This is a genomic window from Sphingobacterium litopenaei (assembly GCF_014692495.1).
GTDB lineage: Bacteria > Bacteroidota > Bacteroidia > Sphingobacteriales > Sphingobacteriaceae > Sphingobacterium > Sphingobacterium litopenaei.
The window spans coordinates 1-19,528 of the sequence record NZ_JACOIJ010000048.1; the positions used below are offsets into that span (position 1 = coordinate 1).

The 19,528-nt window shown below is 36.6% G+C and carries 15 protein-coding genes; 10 read left to right on the forward strand and 5 right to left on the reverse strand.

What is annotated here, in order from left to right:
- Positions 1-284: 284 nt before the first annotated feature.
- The 6 genes from ccoN to H8B04_RS15750 are packed head-to-tail and all read left to right on the forward strand — an operon-like array spanning position 285 to position 6,059.
- On the forward strand, positions 285-2,399 hold the full coding sequence (gene ccoN / locus H8B04_RS15725; protein ID WP_165292357.1) for a cytochrome-c oxidase, cbb3-type subunit I: 2,115 nt from the start codon (positions 285-287) through the stop codon (positions 2,397-2,399).
- A gap of 21 nt (positions 2,400-2,420) precedes the next feature.
- Positions 2,421-2,612: a hypothetical protein gene (locus H8B04_RS15730; RefSeq protein WP_165292358.1), complete on the forward strand. Its 192-nt coding sequence runs from the start codon at positions 2,421-2,423 to the stop codon at positions 2,610-2,612.
- Between the two features lie 5 nt (positions 2,613-2,617).
- Entirely contained in the window at positions 2,618-3,490 is an 873-nt protein-coding gene (locus H8B04_RS15735) for a cbb3-type cytochrome c oxidase N-terminal domain-containing protein (RefSeq protein ID WP_165292359.1), read from the forward strand.
- 26 nt (positions 3,491-3,516) lie between these two features.
- A complete protein-coding gene (ccoG, locus tag H8B04_RS15740) occupies positions 3,517-4,956 on the forward strand; it encodes a cytochrome c oxidase accessory protein CcoG (RefSeq protein ID WP_317170674.1) in 1,440 nt (479 codons plus the stop codon).
- Positions 4,940-5,365 carry a FixH family protein gene (locus tag H8B04_RS15745; RefSeq protein ID WP_190302961.1) on the forward strand — a complete coding sequence of 142 codons (426 nt, stop codon included), beginning with the start codon at positions 4,940-4,942 and terminating at the stop codon, positions 5,363-5,365. The genes ccoG and H8B04_RS15745 overlap by 17 nt, the downstream gene beginning before the upstream one ends.
- A 1-nt stretch (position 5,366) precedes the next feature.
- Positions 5,367-6,059, forward strand: a complete 693-nt coding sequence (locus tag H8B04_RS15750; protein ID WP_165292361.1) for a sulfite exporter TauE/SafE family protein — start codon at positions 5,367-5,369, stop codon at positions 6,057-6,059.
- On the opposite strand, the gene H8B04_RS15755 is transcribed toward H8B04_RS15750, so the two are convergent.
- On the reverse strand, positions 6,060-7,418 hold the full coding sequence (locus H8B04_RS15755; RefSeq protein ID WP_190302962.1) for an MATE family efflux transporter: 1,359 nt from the start codon (positions 7,416-7,418) through the stop codon (positions 6,060-6,062).
- A gap of 148 nt (positions 7,419-7,566) precedes the next feature.
- On the opposite strand from H8B04_RS15755, the gene H8B04_RS15760 reads away from it, so the two are divergent.
- Positions 7,567-8,073 (forward strand): Sec-independent protein translocase subunit TatA/TatB, encoded by a 507-nt coding sequence (locus H8B04_RS15760; protein WP_165292363.1) that lies wholly within the window; start codon positions 7,567-7,569, stop codon positions 8,071-8,073.
- Between the two features lie 83 nt (positions 8,074-8,156).
- Positions 8,157-10,379 carry a Tex family protein gene (locus H8B04_RS15765; RefSeq protein ID WP_165292364.1) on the forward strand — a complete coding sequence of 741 codons (2,223 nt, stop codon included), beginning with the start codon at positions 8,157-8,159 and terminating at the stop codon, positions 10,377-10,379.
- A 128-nt stretch (positions 10,380-10,507) separates the two neighbouring features.
- On the opposite strand, the gene H8B04_RS15770 is transcribed toward H8B04_RS15765, so the two are convergent.
- Positions 10,508-11,308 carry a class I SAM-dependent methyltransferase gene (locus tag H8B04_RS15770; RefSeq protein WP_190302963.1) on the reverse strand — a complete coding sequence of 267 codons (801 nt, stop codon included), beginning with the start codon at positions 11,306-11,308 and terminating at the stop codon, positions 10,508-10,510.
- A 62-nt stretch (positions 11,309-11,370) separates the two neighbouring features.
- Here H8B04_RS15770 and H8B04_RS15775 point away from each other — a divergent pair, with 62 nt between their 5' ends.
- Complete coding sequence (locus tag H8B04_RS15775) at positions 11,371-11,658, forward strand: hypothetical protein (protein WP_190302964.1); 288 nt, start codon at positions 11,371-11,373, stop codon at positions 11,656-11,658.
- A 140-nt stretch (positions 11,659-11,798) separates the two neighbouring features.
- Here the strand turns inward: H8B04_RS15775 and H8B04_RS15780 are convergent, their stop codons facing one another.
- The 3 genes from H8B04_RS15780 to H8B04_RS17365 form a co-directional block, all read right to left on the reverse strand.
- A complete protein-coding gene (locus H8B04_RS15780) occupies positions 11,799-13,283 on the reverse strand; it encodes a fimbrillin family protein (RefSeq protein ID WP_223815465.1) in 1,485 nt (494 codons plus the stop codon).
- Positions 13,284-13,328: 45 nt separating this feature from the next.
- A complete protein-coding gene (locus H8B04_RS15785) occupies positions 13,329-13,496 on the reverse strand; it encodes a hypothetical protein (RefSeq protein ID WP_165292368.1) in 168 nt (55 codons plus the stop codon).
- Positions 13,497-13,922: 426 nt separating this feature from the next.
- Positions 13,923-18,302 carry a translocation/assembly module TamB domain-containing protein gene (locus tag H8B04_RS17365; RefSeq protein WP_449449432.1) on the reverse strand — a complete coding sequence of 1,460 codons (4,380 nt, stop codon included), beginning with the start codon at positions 18,300-18,302 and terminating at the stop codon, positions 13,923-13,925.
- A gap of 9 nt (positions 18,303-18,311) precedes the next feature.
- On the opposite strand from H8B04_RS17365, the gene tsaD reads away from it, so the two are divergent.
- Complete coding sequence (tsaD, locus tag H8B04_RS15795) at positions 18,312-19,313, forward strand: tRNA (adenosine(37)-N6)-threonylcarbamoyltransferase complex transferase subunit TsaD (RefSeq protein ID WP_190302967.1); 1,002 nt, start codon at positions 18,312-18,314, stop codon at positions 19,311-19,313.
- The last annotated feature ends 215 nt before the right edge of the window (positions 19,314-19,528 follow it).

The following is a 19,528-nucleotide window of genomic DNA, read 5'->3' on the forward strand; positions in this document are numbered from 1 at the left end:
GTACAATCCTGAATAAGAACTGAACTGTATTTTTTGTTGGGTAGAAAGCATCCTGATATCCGTTAAAGCTTAATTTAAGATACAAAAAAAGGAGTAGAAAATGCACTTTCCACTCCTTTTTTTTTGGCCCAATATAAAAGGGGACTTTTTCAGTGCCCTCAAATTATTCAAGCCTTTTCTTGTTTTAGGTATTGTGATGAAAGTCACTTTTAATTCAAAGCCAGGTCATTAGCCTGTCATCAAAGTGTCATTACTTTTACATCGTTAAACAAAATGATAAAGTAATGCATCTAGAGCAATTTAGTTACGACAACAAGATAGTTCGCAATTTTGGTATCGCGACTATAATTTGGGGTATCGTAGGTATGTCTATCGGTTTGCTGGTAGCATGTCAATTGATATGGCCCGAATTGAATTTTTTGACCCAGTATACCACATTTGGACGCGTACGTCCAGTACATACCAATGCGGTAATTTTTGCTTTTGTGGGTAATGCTATTTTTATGGGTGTCTATTATTCGCTTCAACGGGTATTAAAATCACGTATGTTCAGTGATGTATTAAGTAAAATACATTTCTGGGGATGGCAATTGATTATCGTCGCATCGGCAATTACACTACCATTAGGTTTTACTTCTTCGCACGAATATGCGGAAATGGAATGGCCTATTGACTTAGGTATTACCTTGATCTGGGTGGTTTTTGGTATTAATATGTTTGGTACGATCATCAAACGTAGAGAGCGCCATATGTATGTGGCAGTATGGTTTTACATAGCTACGTTTGTTACTGTAGCCGTATTACACATCGTAAACTCCATTCAGTTACCTGTTACATTTTGGAAAAGCTACTATGTGTATTCAGGTGTACAAGATGCCTTGGTACAATGGTGGTATGGTCATAATGCGGTTGCATTCTTTTTGACTACTCCATTTTTGGGTATGATGTATTATTTCTTGCCAAAAATGGCTAATCGTCCTGTTTACTCTTACAAATTAAGTATCCTTCACTTCTGGTCATTGATATTTATTTATATCTGGGCTGGACCTCACCACTTATTATATACTTCATTGCCATCTTGGGTACAATCTTTAGGTGTTGTATTTTCCATTATGTTGATTGCTCCATCTTGGGGTGGTATGATCAACGGTTTGTTGACATTGCGTGGTGCTTGGGATAAGGTTCGTATAGAGCCTGTGTTGAAATTCATGGTTGTAGCATTGACATGTTACGGTATGGCGACTTTCGAAGGTCCTATGTTGTCACTTAAACAAGTGAATGCTATTGCGCACTTTACAGATTGGATCGTAGCACACGTGCATGTAGGTGCTTTGGGATGGAATGGATTTATGACATTCGCTATCTTATATTGGTTGTTACCTCGTATTTACAAAACTGAATTATATTCTAAAAAATTAGCTAATGCACACTTCTGGATCGGAACATTAGGTATTTTGTTCTACGCAATTCCAATGTATTGGGCTGCTGTAGTACAAGGTTTGATGTGGAAAGAATTTACTCCGGAAGGTGTATTGAAATACCCTAACTTCCTAGCTACTACCTTGGAAATCATCCCTATGCACATGATGCGTGCTATTGGTGGAGCCTTGTATTTGTCAGGTGTAATCATGATGACGTACAACTTGGTGAAAACCATGAAAAAAGGAAAACTATTGGCTAACGAAGCTGCTGAAGCACCAGCATTAGAGCCAGTTGTAGTGAATGAACGTGCTACCCACCGTAGATTAGAACGTAAACCAGTTTTATTCATGGTATTGGCTTTGATCGCTATTCTGATCGGTGGTTTGGTAGAAATGATTCCAACATTTACGATTCAAAATAATGTACCTACAATTGCTAGTGTAAAACCTTATACAGCATTAGAATTACAAGGTCGTGATTTGTACATCCGTGAAGGTTGTGTAAACTGTCACTCTCAAACTATTCGTCCTTTCCGTTCGGAAACGTCTCGTTATGGTGAATATTCGAAAGCAGGGGAATTCGTATATGATAGACCATTCTTATGGGGATCAAAACGTACTGGACCTGACTTGCACCGTATAGGTGGTAAATATCCAAACAAATGGCACTTTGACCACATGTTGGATCCGACGATTACCTCTCCAGGAAGTATCATGCCTGCATATCCTTGGTTAATCGAGCAAGAATTGGATAACTCCAACTTGCAAGCGAAAATGGAAGCCATGAAATCATTGGGCGTACCTTATACCGATGCAGAGATTAACAATGCACTGCAAGATGTAGACAAACAAGCAAAAGGAATTGTAGCTGATTTGGCAGCTAATCAAGTAGAGGTGAAATCTGATCGTGAAATCGTAGCTTTAATCGCTTATTTGCAACGTTTGGGAACAGATATCAAGGCTAGTAAAACAGAATAATAACCATTAATCAGAGGTATTATGTTTAAGCAAATAACAAACTTACAAGGTGATGAAATCTATTTAATGACATCACTATGGATATTCTTGATATTCTTTATCATCGTTGGATTGATGTTGTTTTTAATGAAAAAGGATCACATTCAATATATGAAAGAGATTCCTTTCGATGAATCAGAGCCAAAATCGAAATATTTATCCGATAGCAATTAGAAGTTATGAATGAAATAATAAATGGTACTGAAGTGGTAGCTGAAGTATCGCAATGGAAACTAGGGACGGTCAATTTGTATAGTGATATTTTGGTTATTACTTTGATCGTGGTGATGATAGCATTGCTTTTCGCGGCAGTGGTGGTGAATAAAGCGATGAAATCTATCCTAAATATCACTATGCCTGAGGTTGTCAAAAAGGAAGCTGAGCAAAAACGTATTTTAGCTGCAGAGCGAAAAATTAAAGCCGCTGCTTCTTGGCGCAAATTATTAGGTGTTCGTCCTATTGAGGAAGAAAAAGATATCACAATCGACCATGAATATGATGGTATTACAGAGTTAGATAATCCCGTACCTCTTTGGTTCAATGCTTTATTCTATGGTACAATATTCTTTGGCTTAGTATACCTTATGGTTTACCACGTATTTGGTTGGGGATTGAATCAAGACCAGGAATATGTGCGGGAAGTAGAATTAGCAGAGAAAGCAAAACAAGAATACTTGGCTCAAGCTGCAAATTTAGTGGATGAAAATTCTGTAGAATTCAATGCCGCATTAGCACCGGCTGGTAAAGCCATCTTTACAGCAAACTGTGCTGCCTGTCATGGAGCTAATGGTGAAGGACAAATTGGTCCAAACTTGACAGATAGATTCTGGTTGCATGGTGGCGAAATCAAAGATTTGTTCAAAACTATTAAATATGGTGTACCTGAAAAAGGTATGGTGCCTTGGGAACAAACGTTGACTCCGGGTCAAATCGCAGAAGTCGCAAGTTATATCGTGACATTGCGTGATACTAACCCTGGTAATCAAAAACCTGCAGAAGGTGTGGAAGTAAAATATGAATCAGAAGGTGCTGAGGAATCAGCTGCCCAATAAGAAATATAATTTAGTTTAATTATTATTTGTTAGCAAAAGTGAGCGAAATGGAAGCAGTGGTGAACAATAACGAAGGTCCCGTCTTACCTTCTAAAGGAAAAAAAAGAAACTGGATTTATGCCAAAAAACCATCAGGTAAATTGTATAATTACAGGCAGTGGGTGGGTTATGGTTTGTTGCTGTTTCTATTTCTAGCTCCCTTTATCAAATTGAATGGCAATCCATTCTTGATGTTCAACATTGTAGAACGTAAGTTCTCCATCTTCGGAAATATGTTTTTCCCTCAGGACCTGCATATTTTCGTCTTTGGAATGTTGATTATTATGGTCGGAATCGTGCTGTTTACAGCCGTTTTTGGCCGAGTATGGTGTGGTTGGACTTGTCCTCAAACTATCTTCATGGAGTTAATATTTCGTCGAATCGAATACTTAATAGAAGGTGATTGGACACAACAAAAGAAATTAAATGAGGGACCGAATACGGATGCTAGGGCATGGAAAAAGCTCCTTAAGCATACGATATTTATTCTTATCTCCTGTTTTATTTCTAATATCTTCTTAGCCTATATAATAGGTGTCGATGCGTTGCTGAAAATCATTACTGAACCTATTAATCAGCATTTAGGTGGGTTTATTTCGATAGCTATTTTTACCGCTTTGTTTTATGCTGTTTTTGCGCATGTACGTGAGATTGTATGTACTACGATTTGTCCTTATGGAAGGTTTCAAGGGGTACTTTTGGATGACCAAAGTATGTCCGTGGCCTATAATGTCGAAAGAGGGGAGCCAAGGGGAAAAGTAAATAAGAAAGACGAAGCTAAGAAAGGAGATTGTGTAGACTGTGGGCTGTGTGTGCACGTATGTCCTACTGGAATTGATATCCGAAATGGTGTACAGTTAGAATGTGTCAATTGTACAGCCTGTATCGATGCTTGTGATGCTGTGATGGAAAAAATCGGTAAGCCTAAACGTCTTATTGGCTTTTATTCTTTAGGCGAAGTGGAAGGAAAGAAAGATTTCCAAAAGAGCTATACTCGACAAATTCTTTATTCTTCGGTATTGGTTGTATTGACTGTTGTGTTCTTATTTTTAATATTCAATCGTTCAGAAATAGATGGTTCATTGTTGCGTGCTACAGGAAGTACCTATCAAACACAACCTGATGGTAGAATCAGCAATCTATATACTATTGAAGTAATAAATAAAAGTGGACATCCTATTCCTTTTGAATTAAAAGCCAGCGAAGCCAAATATGAATTGAAATTGGTAAACAAGATCGATTCTTTAGCGAAAGATGGTACAGCGAAAATGTCCTTTTTCTTGATTACGGATAAAAATAATATTTCGACGTATAAAACGAAAACATCTATAATGATACTTTCTGAAGGTAAGGAAATGAATACATTAAAAACAACATTCATCTGTCCTCCAGGAGCAAATAATAAACACTATGAATTGGGGAAATAAAATCGTGGTCGGAATGGCCAGCTTTATGCTTTTCATTGTCGGGTCTGGAATATATATGGTCACACATGATTCGGATTCGCTTATCGATGAGAATTATTATGAAAATAGTTTTACTTATGATGAGGTGTACGATAGTAAACAGAATCTTTTAGATGATCATGCTAAACCTGTTCTTTCTTTGCAAAATGATACGTTGACTATTCAATTTGTAAGTACTGATAATAAAGGTAAGCTAACCTTCAAACGTCCTTCGGACGGTTCTTTGGACAAAGAAATTCCATTCTACACAAAAGATAAAGAATTTAAGTTGCCTGTATCTTCCTTCACCAAAGGAAATTGGTCGGTGGAAATAGTGTGGAAACAAGGTGATAAAAATTATTTTCACAATCAGCCCTTATATATTCAATAAAATGAGTTACAATCTGCTGGGTTTTTTTATGGGGTTGTTTGGTAGCATACATTGTACCTTAATGTGTGGACCATTACTTTTTGCTCTGCAACAACATCAGCAGTTCTCATTTTCTGTCGCCCTTAATAAAATTCTTTACCAAGTTGGACGAATATTGACCTATGGTCTTATTGGATTATTATTTGGTGTTTTGGGAAGTTCTATAGCGTTGAAAGGTTCACAACAAGGATTTTCTATTTTTACAGGTGTTATTTTAATCCTGATTGGAATTTCCTATGCTTTTATGCATAAATTTCCAGCGCTAGCTGCTTTTCAAACCAAAACAATTCAACCTTTTGCCAAAGCTATGGGCAAATGGTTGTACAAACCTAATGGTTCATTTATCGCTGGAATATTAAATGGATTTTTGCCATGTGGCATGGTTTATATGGCAGTAGCTTCGGCTATGAATGCGGAAACCTCATTGTTGAGTTTGCAATTTATGGTTTGTTTTGGCTTAGGAACTTTGCCTTTAATGCTTTTATTTTCCCTTTTAACAACTCTTCCAAAGAAACTCTTCAAATTCAAGTTCTCGTCAGTATTGCCCCTGCTTTATATCCTAATGGGCTTATGGTTTATGTTGCGTGGCGCGAACTTGGATATACCTTACCTCAGCCCATTACTTCAGATAGATGGTGCTATTTCTTGTCAATAATTAAGTAATAGCTAATTTCTTTTTTATCATAACACGATAGCGTAAGTACAATAAGAGCGACGATGTTAATAAAGCGAATGTCAGTCCGTACCAAACACCTTGAATCCCTAATCCTAAATTAACGCCCATATAATAGCCACTTGGTAAGCCAACGCCCCAATATGCCAATAATGTGATCAGTGTTGGGATATTCACATCTCCCATACCTCTTAGTATTCCAAGCCCAATTACTTGCGTGCCATCAAAGAGTTGAAAAATTCCAGCAATTATTAATAATTGTGCTGCTAAAGCGACGACATCCATATCTTTTGTCATTAGGGAAGCTAAAGGATAATTAAAAACAGCGAAAAAGATAGCTGTACATATGGTGTATACTAAAATGATGTGATAAGATACTTTTGCAAATGTCTTCAACCGTGGATAATTTTCCTTTCCTAAACTATTCCCAACCTTTATAGTAGTTGCTCCAGAAATTCCTAATCCTATCATATACGTCATAGAGGCAAGTGTAATAGCCACATTGTGGGCAGCTTGATCCAAAGCACTAATTTTTCCAGCAATTAGAGAAGCTCCTGCGAAAGCACTTACTTCAAAGAAATATTGAAAGGCAACAGGTGTTCCCAATTTTAAGATTGATTTAATGAGTTCTTTCTGAATCGAAAAGAAATTGAATTTGCTGATATATGGTTGAAAATGTTTGGATTTCAATACGTATAAAACCATTACAACCATCATTAAAATTCTATCAGTCAATGTTGCTATGCCGACGCCAGCAATACCCATTGGCTCAATACCAAACATGCCTTTTACGAATATAATTGCTAATATGACATTAAGTACATTGCCCCAAATGGTAATGCGCATGGCTTGTTTTGTAAAACCTAATCCTTCCGCAAACTGTTTAAAAGCACTAAAAATCATTAATGGAAATATAGAAATGCTTAAAACGAGTAGGTAAGGCTTAGCTTCTTCGACGACTAAAGGATCTTGATCTGCGTGTTGCATCACAAACATGGATCCATAGTAAACTCCACAAAATAAAAGTATACTGCATGCAAGATTTATCCAAATACTGTTAGAAAGAAGTTTTGCAATTTCCTCTTTATTGTTTTTGCCACTTGCTTGAGCTATAAGTGGAGTTAATCCGTAAGCTATACCCAAACCAAAAACCAATACCATCATAAACACAGAGTGCGCTAGAGAGGATGCGGCAAGGGATATTTTACCTAAGAAATGACCAATTATCATCGTATCGGAGGTCTGCACAAGCGTGTGCCCCAATTGTGCGATAATGATTGGAATTGCTAAGGCTAATGCACTGAAATAATACGTCTTGAGTTTTTTGTTTTTACTAAACATATACTGTCGAAATAGCTCGCAAAGGTACGAAAGTTTCCTAGCAAACTAAGGTTTTTGAAATGTGTCTAAATATTTACAAATTACTATTGGTCAAAAAGCAGATTAAACTTACCTTAGCAATCTTAGTAAAATTTAAATTGATTAAGAAATGATATTGGCTTTTTTAAATATTGGTACTCAGGAAATGATCCTTATTGTGATCGTGATTTTGTTGTTGTTTGGTGGTAAGAAATTACCTGAGTTAGCAAGAGGTTTGGGTAGAGGTATTCGTGAATTTAAAGATGCTTCTGAGGATATCAAACGTGAAATTTCGGATCAAATTAACAATTTTGAAAAAGACTTGGATGTAAAAGTAGATGATAAACCTACATATACTTCTGCACCTGCGGAGCCTCAGACTCCTGCAGCATCAGAAGATGTCGAAGTAGTTGCAGTAGAAGAAGCTCCTGTAGAAGAGAAGAAATTTCCTCAATTTTCGCAACCAGAAAATACAGTTCAGCATGACCCAGGAGCGCATCCTGTAGATGAGACGGAATACTATAAATATGGTTATAATGATTACTTTGAAGAAGAATCAAAAGAAGGAGAAGAATCAGATGCTGAACCAAATACAGAATCAGAACAAACTAAAGAAAATCCTTCACAAAACGCATAATTATTAGCAAAAACTGATAAGAAAAAGCTGTTGAAATCATATTTCAGCAGCTTTCTCGTTACTATACGATTATAACATTAGATATGTCACACGAGATTATTATTTCAAAAGAGTTGTCTATTACACAAAAACAAGTGAGTACAACTTTAGCATTGTTGGATGAGGGCGCGACTATACCATTTATCTCCCGTTACCGTAAGGAGATGACTGGTTCTTTGGATGAGGTGCAAATTACGGCGATTCGCGATCGTATTCTGCAATTGCGCGATTTAGATAAACGTAAAGAAGCAGTCTTAAAATCTATTCAAGATCAAGGTAAGCTGACACCTGAATTGGAAGAATTGGTTCGCGGTGCGGAGACGATGTCATCATTAGAAGATATCTATTTACCATATAAACCAAAGCGCCGTACCAGAGCTTTAATCGCACGTGAAAAAGGTTTACAACCTTTAGCGGATTATTTGATGGAGCAAAAATCTGGTGATATAGAACCTTTTGCAGAACAATTCTTAAATGAAGAATTGGGCGTTAATAGTTTGGAAGAAGCTTTTGCAGGAGCAAGAGATATTATTGCCGAAACAGTAGCGGAAGATGCTGAAGTGCGTGCACAGGTACGTAAAGTTTTCTTGGAAAAAGGAAATTTCGTTTCGCGTGTCGTGCCAGGAAAAGAAGAGGCTGCGTTGAAATACAAAGATTATTTCGAATGGTCCGAACCTTTAGATAAAGCGCCTTCACATCGTGTATTAGCTATGCGCCGTGGCGAAAAGGAAGAATTGCTGTATTTGGATATCGAGGTGGAAGAGGAATTGGTTATTCCTAAAATCGAAAAGGTATATTTAAAAGGGAATAACGAAGCGGCTAAGCAAGTTGAATTAGCTTTATATGATGGTTACAAACGCTTGTTGAAACCTTCGATGGAAACTGAAATCCGCGTCTTGACACGTCAACGTGCGGATGAAGAAGCAATCAAAGTATTTGCAGATAATGTACGTCAGTTATTATTAGCAGCACCTCTTGGTCAAAAACGTTTGATGGCTATTGATCCAGGTTTCCGTACTGGTTGTAAAACTGTCGTGTTGGATGCGCAGGGTAACTTATTAGAAAATACAGCAATTTTCCCACATAATGGCTCGGGTGGTGTCGCTGAAGCAGAACGTACGATCAAATATTTAGTTTCTAAGTATGACGTGGAAGCTATTGCAATTGGTAATGGTACAGCAGGTCGTGAGACTGAAGATTTTGTTCGCAAATTGGGATTGAAAGATGTAACCATTGTGATGGTGAATGAAAGTGGTGCATCTATTTATTCGGCTTCAGAAGTGGCACGTGAAGAATTTTCTGATTATGATGTGACGGTTCGTGGTGCAGTATCAATCGGTCGTCGCTTGATGGATCCTTTGGCTGAATTGGTCAAAATTGACCCTAAATCTATAGGTGTCGGACAATATCAACATGATGTGGATCAAAATAAATTGCAATCCGCATTAGATGATACCGTTGTTTCTTGTGTAAATGCAGTTGGAGTAGAGCTTAATACTGCTTCTAAACAAATCTTATCGTATATATCGGGATTAGGACCAGCATTAGCTCAACAGATTGTGAATTACCGTAAAGAAAATGGTCCTTTTAGTTCACGTCGTGAATTGAAGAAAGTTCCTCGTTTGGGTGATAAAGCCTTTGAACAAGCAGCAGGTTTCTTGCGAATTCGTAATGCAAAACATCCTTTGGATGCTTCTGCAGTTCACCCAGAACGTTATGAATTGGTTGAGCAAATGGCAAAAGATTTGGGAGTTGGAGTAATCGAATTGATGAAAGACGAACAGCTTCGTAAGAAGATTGATTTAAAAAAATATATTTCAGATGAAGTTGGCTTGCCAACCTTAAATGATATTATTGCCGAATTAGCTAAACCAGGATTAGATCCTCGTGAGCAGTTTGAAGCCTTTTCTTTTACAGATGGCGTGAATGCTATTTCGGATTTGAAAGTAGGTATGAAATTGCCAGGAATCGTAACGAATATTACCAATTTTGGAGCTTTCGTGGATATCGGTGTGCATCAAGATGGTTTAGTGCATTTGAGTCAATTGGCTAATCATTTTGTTTCAGATCCGCATGAAGTGGTGAAAGTGCAACAACAAGTGATGGTGACAGTAACAGAAGTTGACGAAAAGCGTAGTCGTATTGCTTTAACCATGAAAACCGAACAAAAGTCTGCACCTCGTAAACGTTCTGAACGTAGAGAAGAAAAAGCTCCTGAAACAGATATGGCAGCCAAATTAGCGGCTTTAGCAGGAAAATTTAAATAGAATCCATAGGGGATATATTAATTTAAACGTCATTTCGACGAGTCATGAGGAGAAATCTAATGCTTGTTATTAGATTTCTAATTTCTTTGCACTTTTTCGAAATGACGTTTTTAAATTATAAAATTCGTTTATCTTTTGTCTGCTACGATAGAATAAACCATTGGTATTTTATTATCCAGGTGTTTTATTTTAAACTTTTTGGGTCCAAATTCCACCGTATGTTGAAAACAGTTGTAGGGTGAATAATCATACTCCGCAAAGGAGCTAATCTGTAATCCATTTTGGATTAAACTGCTCAAAACTTCACCCAAATCGTGATTCCAATAGACATATTCTTGATGGATATCTGTTTCGCGGTCTGCATAAGTTCCCTTTTCTTTTTCTACAATTGGTCCTGTATTGAAGTAATTGTAACCAACTTTTTCAAAATTATCATCAAACATCCATACCACAGGATGAAATTCCACAAAGACAAATTTTCCATTAGGCTTAAGGAAATGAGAAATTACATTTGCCCATTTATTCAAATCAGGTAGCCAACCAATAGTACCATAGCTGGTAAATACTATGTCGAATTCTTGATCCAAATGATTTGGTAAATCATAAATATCACAGCACACGAATTTTGCCGAAGAATTTGTCTGATCAGCTAAATCTCTTGCTGTCTGAATTGCTTTATCTGATAAATCTACACCTACAACTTCAGCTCCCAGACGGCTTAATGAAATGCTATCCTGACCAAAATGGCATTGTAAATGCAATACAGCCTTCCCTTTCAGATCGCCTAATAGTTCTAATTCAATAGGATTCAACGAACTGTTTCCTTGCAAAAAGCCGTGTAGGTCGTAAAATTCCGAGTGTACGTGAAATTCTGTTCTTTTATTCCAGGAATTTTTATTGATTTCTAAATAATCTAAAGGCTTATCCATTGGTCATGTGTTTATGTAAATATAGGATTTATTTAATAGCTGTAATTAGTATATTAGCTATTATGACTATCCAAGAATACAAAGAATCTCTAACAAAAGATAATTTTCCTCCAGTATTATCTGTGCAGTTACAAGCTTTATGGTATGATGCAAAAGGTGATTGGCAGAAAGCCCATGATTTGATTGATCGTTTAAATGATTCAACTTCAGCGCATATTCATGCCTATTTGCACAGAGTAGAAGGTGATTTGTGGAATGCTCGGTATTGGTACAATCGTGCTAAACAACCAGAATTTAAAGGAACGCTGGAAGAGGAATGGAATTATTTGCTTAAGCTTTATATAAAATAAGAGCGCAACTTAAAGCTGCACTCTTAATATTTATTAATCTTTACAAGGTATTTTTCTTCTGCCTGATCCCAAAGATTTCATGACTGTTTTACCTTCAACTCTTGTTGTGGCTTTGATTTTATTCGTTCCGTTACCGCCATTCAAGTTACTTTGTTGAATTTAGCATTGTTCTTTAAGCGTAATGGCAATAATTCTCCTCCGCTAGTTTTGCTACCATAAATCAGTACGTCGCCATTTCGTCCTATTACAACTCGAACAAGTGGCTTAGCAGCTGTTCCTTTTAAGTTCCAAATAGCGGCTACTTGATTGGATTGATATTGGCTACCATCCGCAAATTCAATATTTTGAGTAGTTAGCGTAGCATTATTTTGAAATTGAATATCATTAGTAGAGACATTTGTCCCAAAAAGAGGTTGATCATTTACCTCCAGATTGAACGCATTATCTAATTCTAAAATATCATATACAAATCCATAATCCGCACCTACTTCTGTGTATTGGAAGGAAATAACCTCTCCATTTTTTTTAAAGGTATTTGCATCAAAATTAATTCCCGTATAGGTTACATTTTTGGGATTCCACCAAGTCCCTTCATTGATGGTCTTTTTAGTTTCTTCAAATTCCCAATTAAAACCATTAGTGCCATTTACAGCTTCCGTACAAGTTTTTAGAGTTAGAATAAGATTATAACGATATCCTGGTTTGATACTTAAATTAGATACAGTAATGTTCGATTTGGTCTCACCATCTACCGTTAATGTCCCAAATTTTAAACTTGCCGTACTAGTTTTATCATGAATTAAAGTTGTAGGGGTTGCGGTAATAGTTCGTTGTCCTGTTCCTAACGCAGGGAATGTTACTCCTTTAACTGCGGTATTCAATGTGCCATAAATAAGAGAGCCATCCGAAAGCTTTAAACTTACTTTTTCTACCACAGGATTAAATACAGCATTAGAAATGGCTGTGATAGCACCTGTCATGGTTTGGTCCATCTGTAGAGTGGTAGTTATTTCGCTGAATTTCTGTTTTAGAATTGCTGCTAGGAAGTTTTGTCCTTTGCTGAGTTTTGTTGTTTTGCTCCAATATAATAAGTCTGAATTCACATCCGCAACAGTAGCTGTACTTAAGGATTTTTCATTTTGTACCGAAGGTAAAAGGCTGGTGGATCGGGAACTCACAACGATAAATGTATAATTTGTATAGGTATTTAACACGATAGCGGATTCAAGAGTTTCACTACCGTATATATAATCGCGTGAAGCGACCAGATTCCCTTCATCGCCGTACACCAAAAGCTTATATTTCACATTTTTAACCAACTCTTTACGAACAGCGCTGGCATTTTGTTTCAGCCCTTTGGTTAGTTCCTTAGCGTTATTTTCTTGAACAGGAATTAATTGACTTTCAATATGAAAATCTTTGTCTACATATTGAATATGTGCTGGAATTTCCTTTTCAGGAGAAGTAGAAGTATTTGCGTATAGTTCAGTTTCAGCCTCATATTCTAATCCTTCCAAATTAATGCTTAATAAAGCCTCATTTTGGGTATCGAGGGTTTCATTTTGACTTTTCTCACATGAAGAAAAAAGAAATGTTCCTGCTATTAAAATAAAGCATATATACATATATAGATTGCCTTTAGTCATTATTTTGTGCTTTTAATAATTTTTTTACCAGTCGATAGTTCTTCTTACATCCTCTTCTTCTTGCCAGTCTTCAAACATTTGAAAATTTCCATCGTCGGCTAATACTGTTGCCGACCCAGCAGCTATTGCGTATTCTAATTCGATAATATTGACAGTGATTGTCTGCATTACACAAGGAAATTTACTAGTCATTCGTCCTATGATTTTCCTGTTTAGTTGTTGTAGCAAATTCTTTATATGCTACCTTTTATTCTTTATTGCTACACAAAATTATGGGTATAAAATCTGCTTTATTTATATTTTACAGGCTTTAAATTGTCGTGTAGTTAAGAATCTACATATTGTCTTGGAAAGAATAATTTTTAATTAAAAAGTTGCTTATACAACTTTTTAATTGTAATTAATAAGTAGAAAGCAATATGTGTTGATGGCGGCTGTTGTATTTATAGTAAATTATGGTGTGTAAATAAAGGATATTTATTCCTTTTAAGAAAGTGTGTAGCCGTTATTAGGGGTTTGATAGCAGAGGGAGTAAAATTTTCTTTATAAATTACAGGTAATTACTCTCCGGAAGATATTATGTTATCTATTTAAACAGAAGTGAGAGGAGATAAGAAGTTATTTAGCGGATTTCCAAATCCATAATCTTCTCCAGAATTCACCCAAAGAGTTAAATTCTTGACGGTAGACTAAGCCTAAAGCATTGATATATTCTGCATCCAAAGAACGTATCAAGAAATTGCGTGTATAAGGTCGATTGTAAGCTCGGAACAAGAGACTGCCGTCTTGCTTAAGTTTATACGTAAGTTCTGCATCTGTAGTAACTCCTTGACGGAAAAATGTCAGATCGGTAGCTTCATAATTTGTACGATCCGTGATCCCTCCAGAAATAACCAATCTGTCATTCCAGAAACGTATTGATGCAGAAGCATCATTGAATGAGCGGATATTTAAATCCAGAAAATTGATGTTTAAAGATTGAGAAATGATGTTGTTCAGCTGATTAAATGCGATTTCCGTTCCTGCCGAGAGGAGAGTATTGTTTACCTCTCGACCAATTTCATTCGTAGAACTTGGTGTAAAACTTCTTCGTACAATCAAACTCAATGCTTGTTGATTGACGTTGTTGGCGTCACTTAAATAGCTTTGTAACTGATCTTTGATATAAGGATTTTGAGGAAAGTTCAAATCAAAAGTCACGTCGGGCTGTTCTAATGTGCCTTTTATAAGCATGTCCGCTTGTGCTAATACCCTTTCGTTATCTCCTGTGTGGCCGGCAGCATTAAACAATGGGCCAATGGCTGTGCGCTGTTGATAGATGGCATTTAGATTAATTACAGCTTCTGAAGGATTACCTGTCCAACGGATGGTTCCACCTTCTTTGATATCAAAATATTTATTGATAAAATCTTGCGCGGTGAAGTGGAATTTACCTTTGCTGACCACATAATCTCCGAACATCTCAAAATCACCTAAGCTAGAAATCTTCATCGATATAGTGCCATTTCCACTGCCTTTTAATGAACCCATACTCGTTTGTAAATTCACCTCAGCATCAGGCGTAAGGTTCAGATTCATATTCATTGTCAGACCATTGAATAAGTTTCGTCTTGCGCGCAGTTCATTTTCAGAAGAATCAGGACTGACGAAATAAATGAAATCATTATCCGAAATGGTCATTGCCGAATTGAATGGCAAGGTGATGGCAGTACCGCTCTCGGATTTTGCATCAATATCTATATTGATTGATGAAGTATACCCTTTGAATCGGAAAGTACCGGTAGCAAAAGCAGTCCCATAATACAGATTGTTATCTTTATAATTCGTATTTAAAATCATAAAGCGGTTACCACTCAAATCGACATCGATATAAGGATTAGCTAATTTTTGGAGGTTAATTAATCCATTTGCTTGCGCTTTATTTCCTTTAATATCTCTTACCGATAAGTTTTGCAGCATAATCGCGTTGTTCTCAACCATTGCTATCTGGTTGTCCACATAATAATGTGTATTCAGATAATTAACCGTGAATTCTGCATCATTAAAGCGGCCAATACCCGTAATTTTTGGATTTTTAAATGTGCCTTTAATATCTACCGTGGCATTTCCTTTTCCACGTAAGTCAGAAACGAGATTCTTTAAGAAAGGTTGAAAGATTACTAAGTCAGCTTCCTGAAGTGTGCCTTTTAAATCCAAAGGCTCATCCTCATCATAGAAATTGTATTCTCCATTCAAGATAACTCCTCTTTTCTGTTGATCTAAAAGTTTTAAATCAATCAACATATTGCCCGAAGTAGGGTTGAAATCTGCATTCAACGCCAATTGTCCAACTGGAATCTCATTGTAAATAATAGCACTTGTTTGAATATTGGCTGAAGCTACCGCATTTTTGAAAACCGAAGTGACATCAACTTTTCCATCTAATGAACCTTGAAGATTAATTCCTAAAGGCTTGGTCAGTCCATTCAGCGAAGTCAAACTAAAATTATTGAATTGAACATTTAATTTGTCGTTTTCTTTGGAAAGAATGCCATTCAACTCTATTTGTTGTTTTTCTTGACTTAAGAATAAGTTTTTGACGAAAATTTTTCCTTGAGAAATATGGAGTTGTGCATCATTGTTAATATTCCAGGAATCTTTGTTGATAACAATGTACGAAGGTTTGAAGTGGATGAAGGCAGGACTATTAGGTGCAAAATGAATATCTCCATTTAAATTTAAATAGTTGTTTGCATTGCGTTCGGACATTTCTACATTAAAGACAAGACTATCATTTGCTAAGACATTTCGTATAGAAATATAATTGATATAAGTACTGTCTGCAAAATTGATTCTGTCTGCTGTTAAATCTAGAGAAAAGGCTTTTTCATCCGCATTTTCAAGAATAGAAAGATTGCTCAGTTTAATACCTTTATAGACAAGCGAAGGACTAAATGCAACAAACTTCGCTGTATAATTTTCGGAAGAGAACTGTGCGTTTAAATGTGCGCCATCATCCAATGATAAGGTCGGATCTAGCAATGCTGAAATCGGTTGAAACGACTTCACGTTTAAATCTAAGTTGAAATTTTGCGGATTATATTTCTTTACTGGCAGATTAATAGCTGGCGCATAGCGCAAAGCCAACGACTGAAAATATGGAACAATAGTATTTAAATCAATTTCTCCTGTGATATGTGCGTCCAATACATCTGAATTTAAGGAAAGAATACGATTTTGTTCATTTCCTTCTGCCGTAAAGTTGATGTCTTGAATAACAAACAATCCCTTGCTGGTACTCAACTGGACAGAATCTGCATAGAGATAGCCTGTCATAGTATTTAAGTTGCTTCCAGTCAAATTCGTGTTGAGGTGCGCCTTATGAATGATGACGCTATCCTTATTGAGCCATCCTAATTTGTTTGGTGAAGCATGTGAAATAGCAGCATCTAGAAGATAACTAGGATCCGATTGTTGTAAATCAATAGACGCATCATAAAGCAATTGCAGATTTTTATCGTTGATATCTCCGTTAATGGCTAATATTTTATCTTCAAAAGTGCCAAGAATATGTACTTTTTCGTAAGTGTATTTATTAAAGGAAAGTTGTTTTGCTGTGCCGTCAAAAACTAAATATAAGTCGTCTAAAGTAATGCCTTTGCCTTTCAATTTTAAATCAAAACCTGTTTGGCCAATGCTTTTTTGATTCAACACATCACCTGCTTGAAAGCTTCGGCTAATTAATCGACCATTATAGGATAATTGATTCTTGATAGCGATATGTGCATCTGCCTGTACAGAACCAGCTCCTGTGGCCAAATTTCCTTTTACATCAAAATCATTGTAAAGCCCTATAAAAGAACCCGTATAATTTAGATTTTTGAGATTATGTAATTGCTTTGGCAAGCTAATTTTTTTATTGTCCGCCAGTTTGGGCACAAAATATTCAATATCCTCAGCCGAAGTTTTGAGTTCTTTGATAGCAAAGCCAAAAATAGTTTTGTCAATGTTTGGCAAACCTTTTATGGTGAAATTGGAAACCAAATTAGTTTTCTTACCTGTGCTCAAATCTACATTTCGCGCTATAATATCAGAAACAGTACCATGTAAGTCCGCATTATTAATAGCTGTCGTAAATTGTACCTGCTCCATAGATGGCGCAAAAAATTCGATGTCTTTTGAATCGACATAGGAATCTTTCAAATTAGCTTCAACATTCACTGCTGTAATAAAAGAGCTGAAATCTTTTATATCATCGTATTGAAAAACCAAAAAATCTCGTAGCGTAGAATTATTGGTTTTGATTAGCAAATCTTCAAATCTCATTTCTTTATTGCCATATGAAGCATTTGTAGAAATTTCCTTAACCTCAAATCCAGATTTCTCTTTCAAGGTGAGTTTATTGATTCGTGCGGAGGTAATGGAGTCTAACTTAATTTTATCTAAGACCCCAGAAAAATCTGTCACATAGAGATCAGCAAAATTGACACCTTTGCGTGGGAATGTATATTTATGATTAACCATTCGAAACCTGTTGTTGACAAGTTCGATGCGGTTTAACGCGAGTTCTAATTTTTTCTTTTTCGGCTTTGTGGAATCTTTGGGACTGGAGAAATATTTGACATATTTCGAGAGGTTAGTAATATCCTGATAGATTTGATAGTTAAGATATGCACCTTCGAGTTTAATTCGTTCTACAGTAACCTTATTTTCAAAGAAATGCAAAAGATCTAAATTTGCATTCGTTTCTTTAGCGTAAAACGTGGTGTCACCGTTACGTTCTGTAATAGCAAGATTTTGTAATGATAATGTAGAAAATGGTTTGAAATAAATTTTGTCCAGCGAAATGTTGGCGTCCAATTCTTCGCTGAGAAAAGTAGCTACACGCTTCGTAAGATAAGTTTGTACGGAAGAAAACTGCAATGATATTACAGCCACAAGCACGAGTAAGAGTATACTCGCGACTGTCCAAAGCGTTATTTTTAGTATTTTTTTGATACTTTTGTGCGTTAAATAAATTCTTCCAAAATGGCTGTTATTCTAGGGATCGAGTCGTCGTGTGATGAGACCTCAGCGTCTATCTGTATAAACGGTGAAATCAAATCAAATATTATTGCTACACAAGCTATTCATGCCAAATATGGTGGAGTAGTACCAGAGCTAGCTTCACGTGCGCATCAGCAAAATATTATTCCGACGGTTGATCAAGCATTACAGCAAGCCAAAATTACAAAAAATGATGTAGATGCCGTAGCTTTTACGCGCGGTCCTGGACTTTTAGGTTCTTTATTGGTTGGAACTTCATTTGCGAAGTCATTTGCTTTGGCGCGGAATATTCCTTTAATCGACATTAATCATATGCAGGCGCATATTTTGGCGCATTTTATCGATGATCCAAAACCCAATTTTCCTTTTCTGTGTTTGACAGTTTCTGGTGGTCATACGCAAATTGTGTTGGTAAAAGATTATTTCGATATGGAATTAATTGGTCAGACATTGGATGATGCCGCAGGCGAAGCCTTTGACAAGACGGCTAAAATCTTAAATCTTCCATATCCTGGAGGTCCATTAATTGACAAGAATGCTAAACTTGGAAATCCTAACGCATTTAAATTGCCGGAGCCTCAAATTCCCGATTTGAACTTTTCTTTTTCGGGATTGAAAACGGCTATTCTATATATGGTGCAAGGCGAATTGAAAAAGAATCCTAACTTCTTGGAAGAAAATATGAATGACATTTGTGCTTCTGTCCAAGAAAGAATCGTTTCTATCTTATTGAATAAATTGAAAAAGGCTGCTAAGCAGACAGGTGTAAAAGATGTTGCTATTGCAGGAGGTGTTTCTGCTAACTCAGGATTACGTGAATCCTTGTTAGCCATGGGAGAGAAGTACAAATGGCGTGTGTTTATTCCAAAATTTGAATATTGTACCGATAATGCCGCAATGATTGCCATAGCTGGCTATCACAAATATTTAAAAGGAGAGTTCGTAGGGCAAGATGTTGCCCCTTTAGCAAGAATTCCTTTTTAAAAACAAGAGTAACATTACAAAATGTTACTCTTGTTTTTATGTGCGCCCGGCATGTGCGTGAACTCTAGGGTGTAAGTCCCGAACGTGTCTTGATAGTGGGAAACGTTAACTTAAGGCAAGGGTGTCCTTCGCGAGGGGGAATCTGAAGGAAGCCGGCGGTAAATCTCTGGCCTGACGCACAGAAATCGAATGAGGCCGTTGGATGTGGGTGAGTC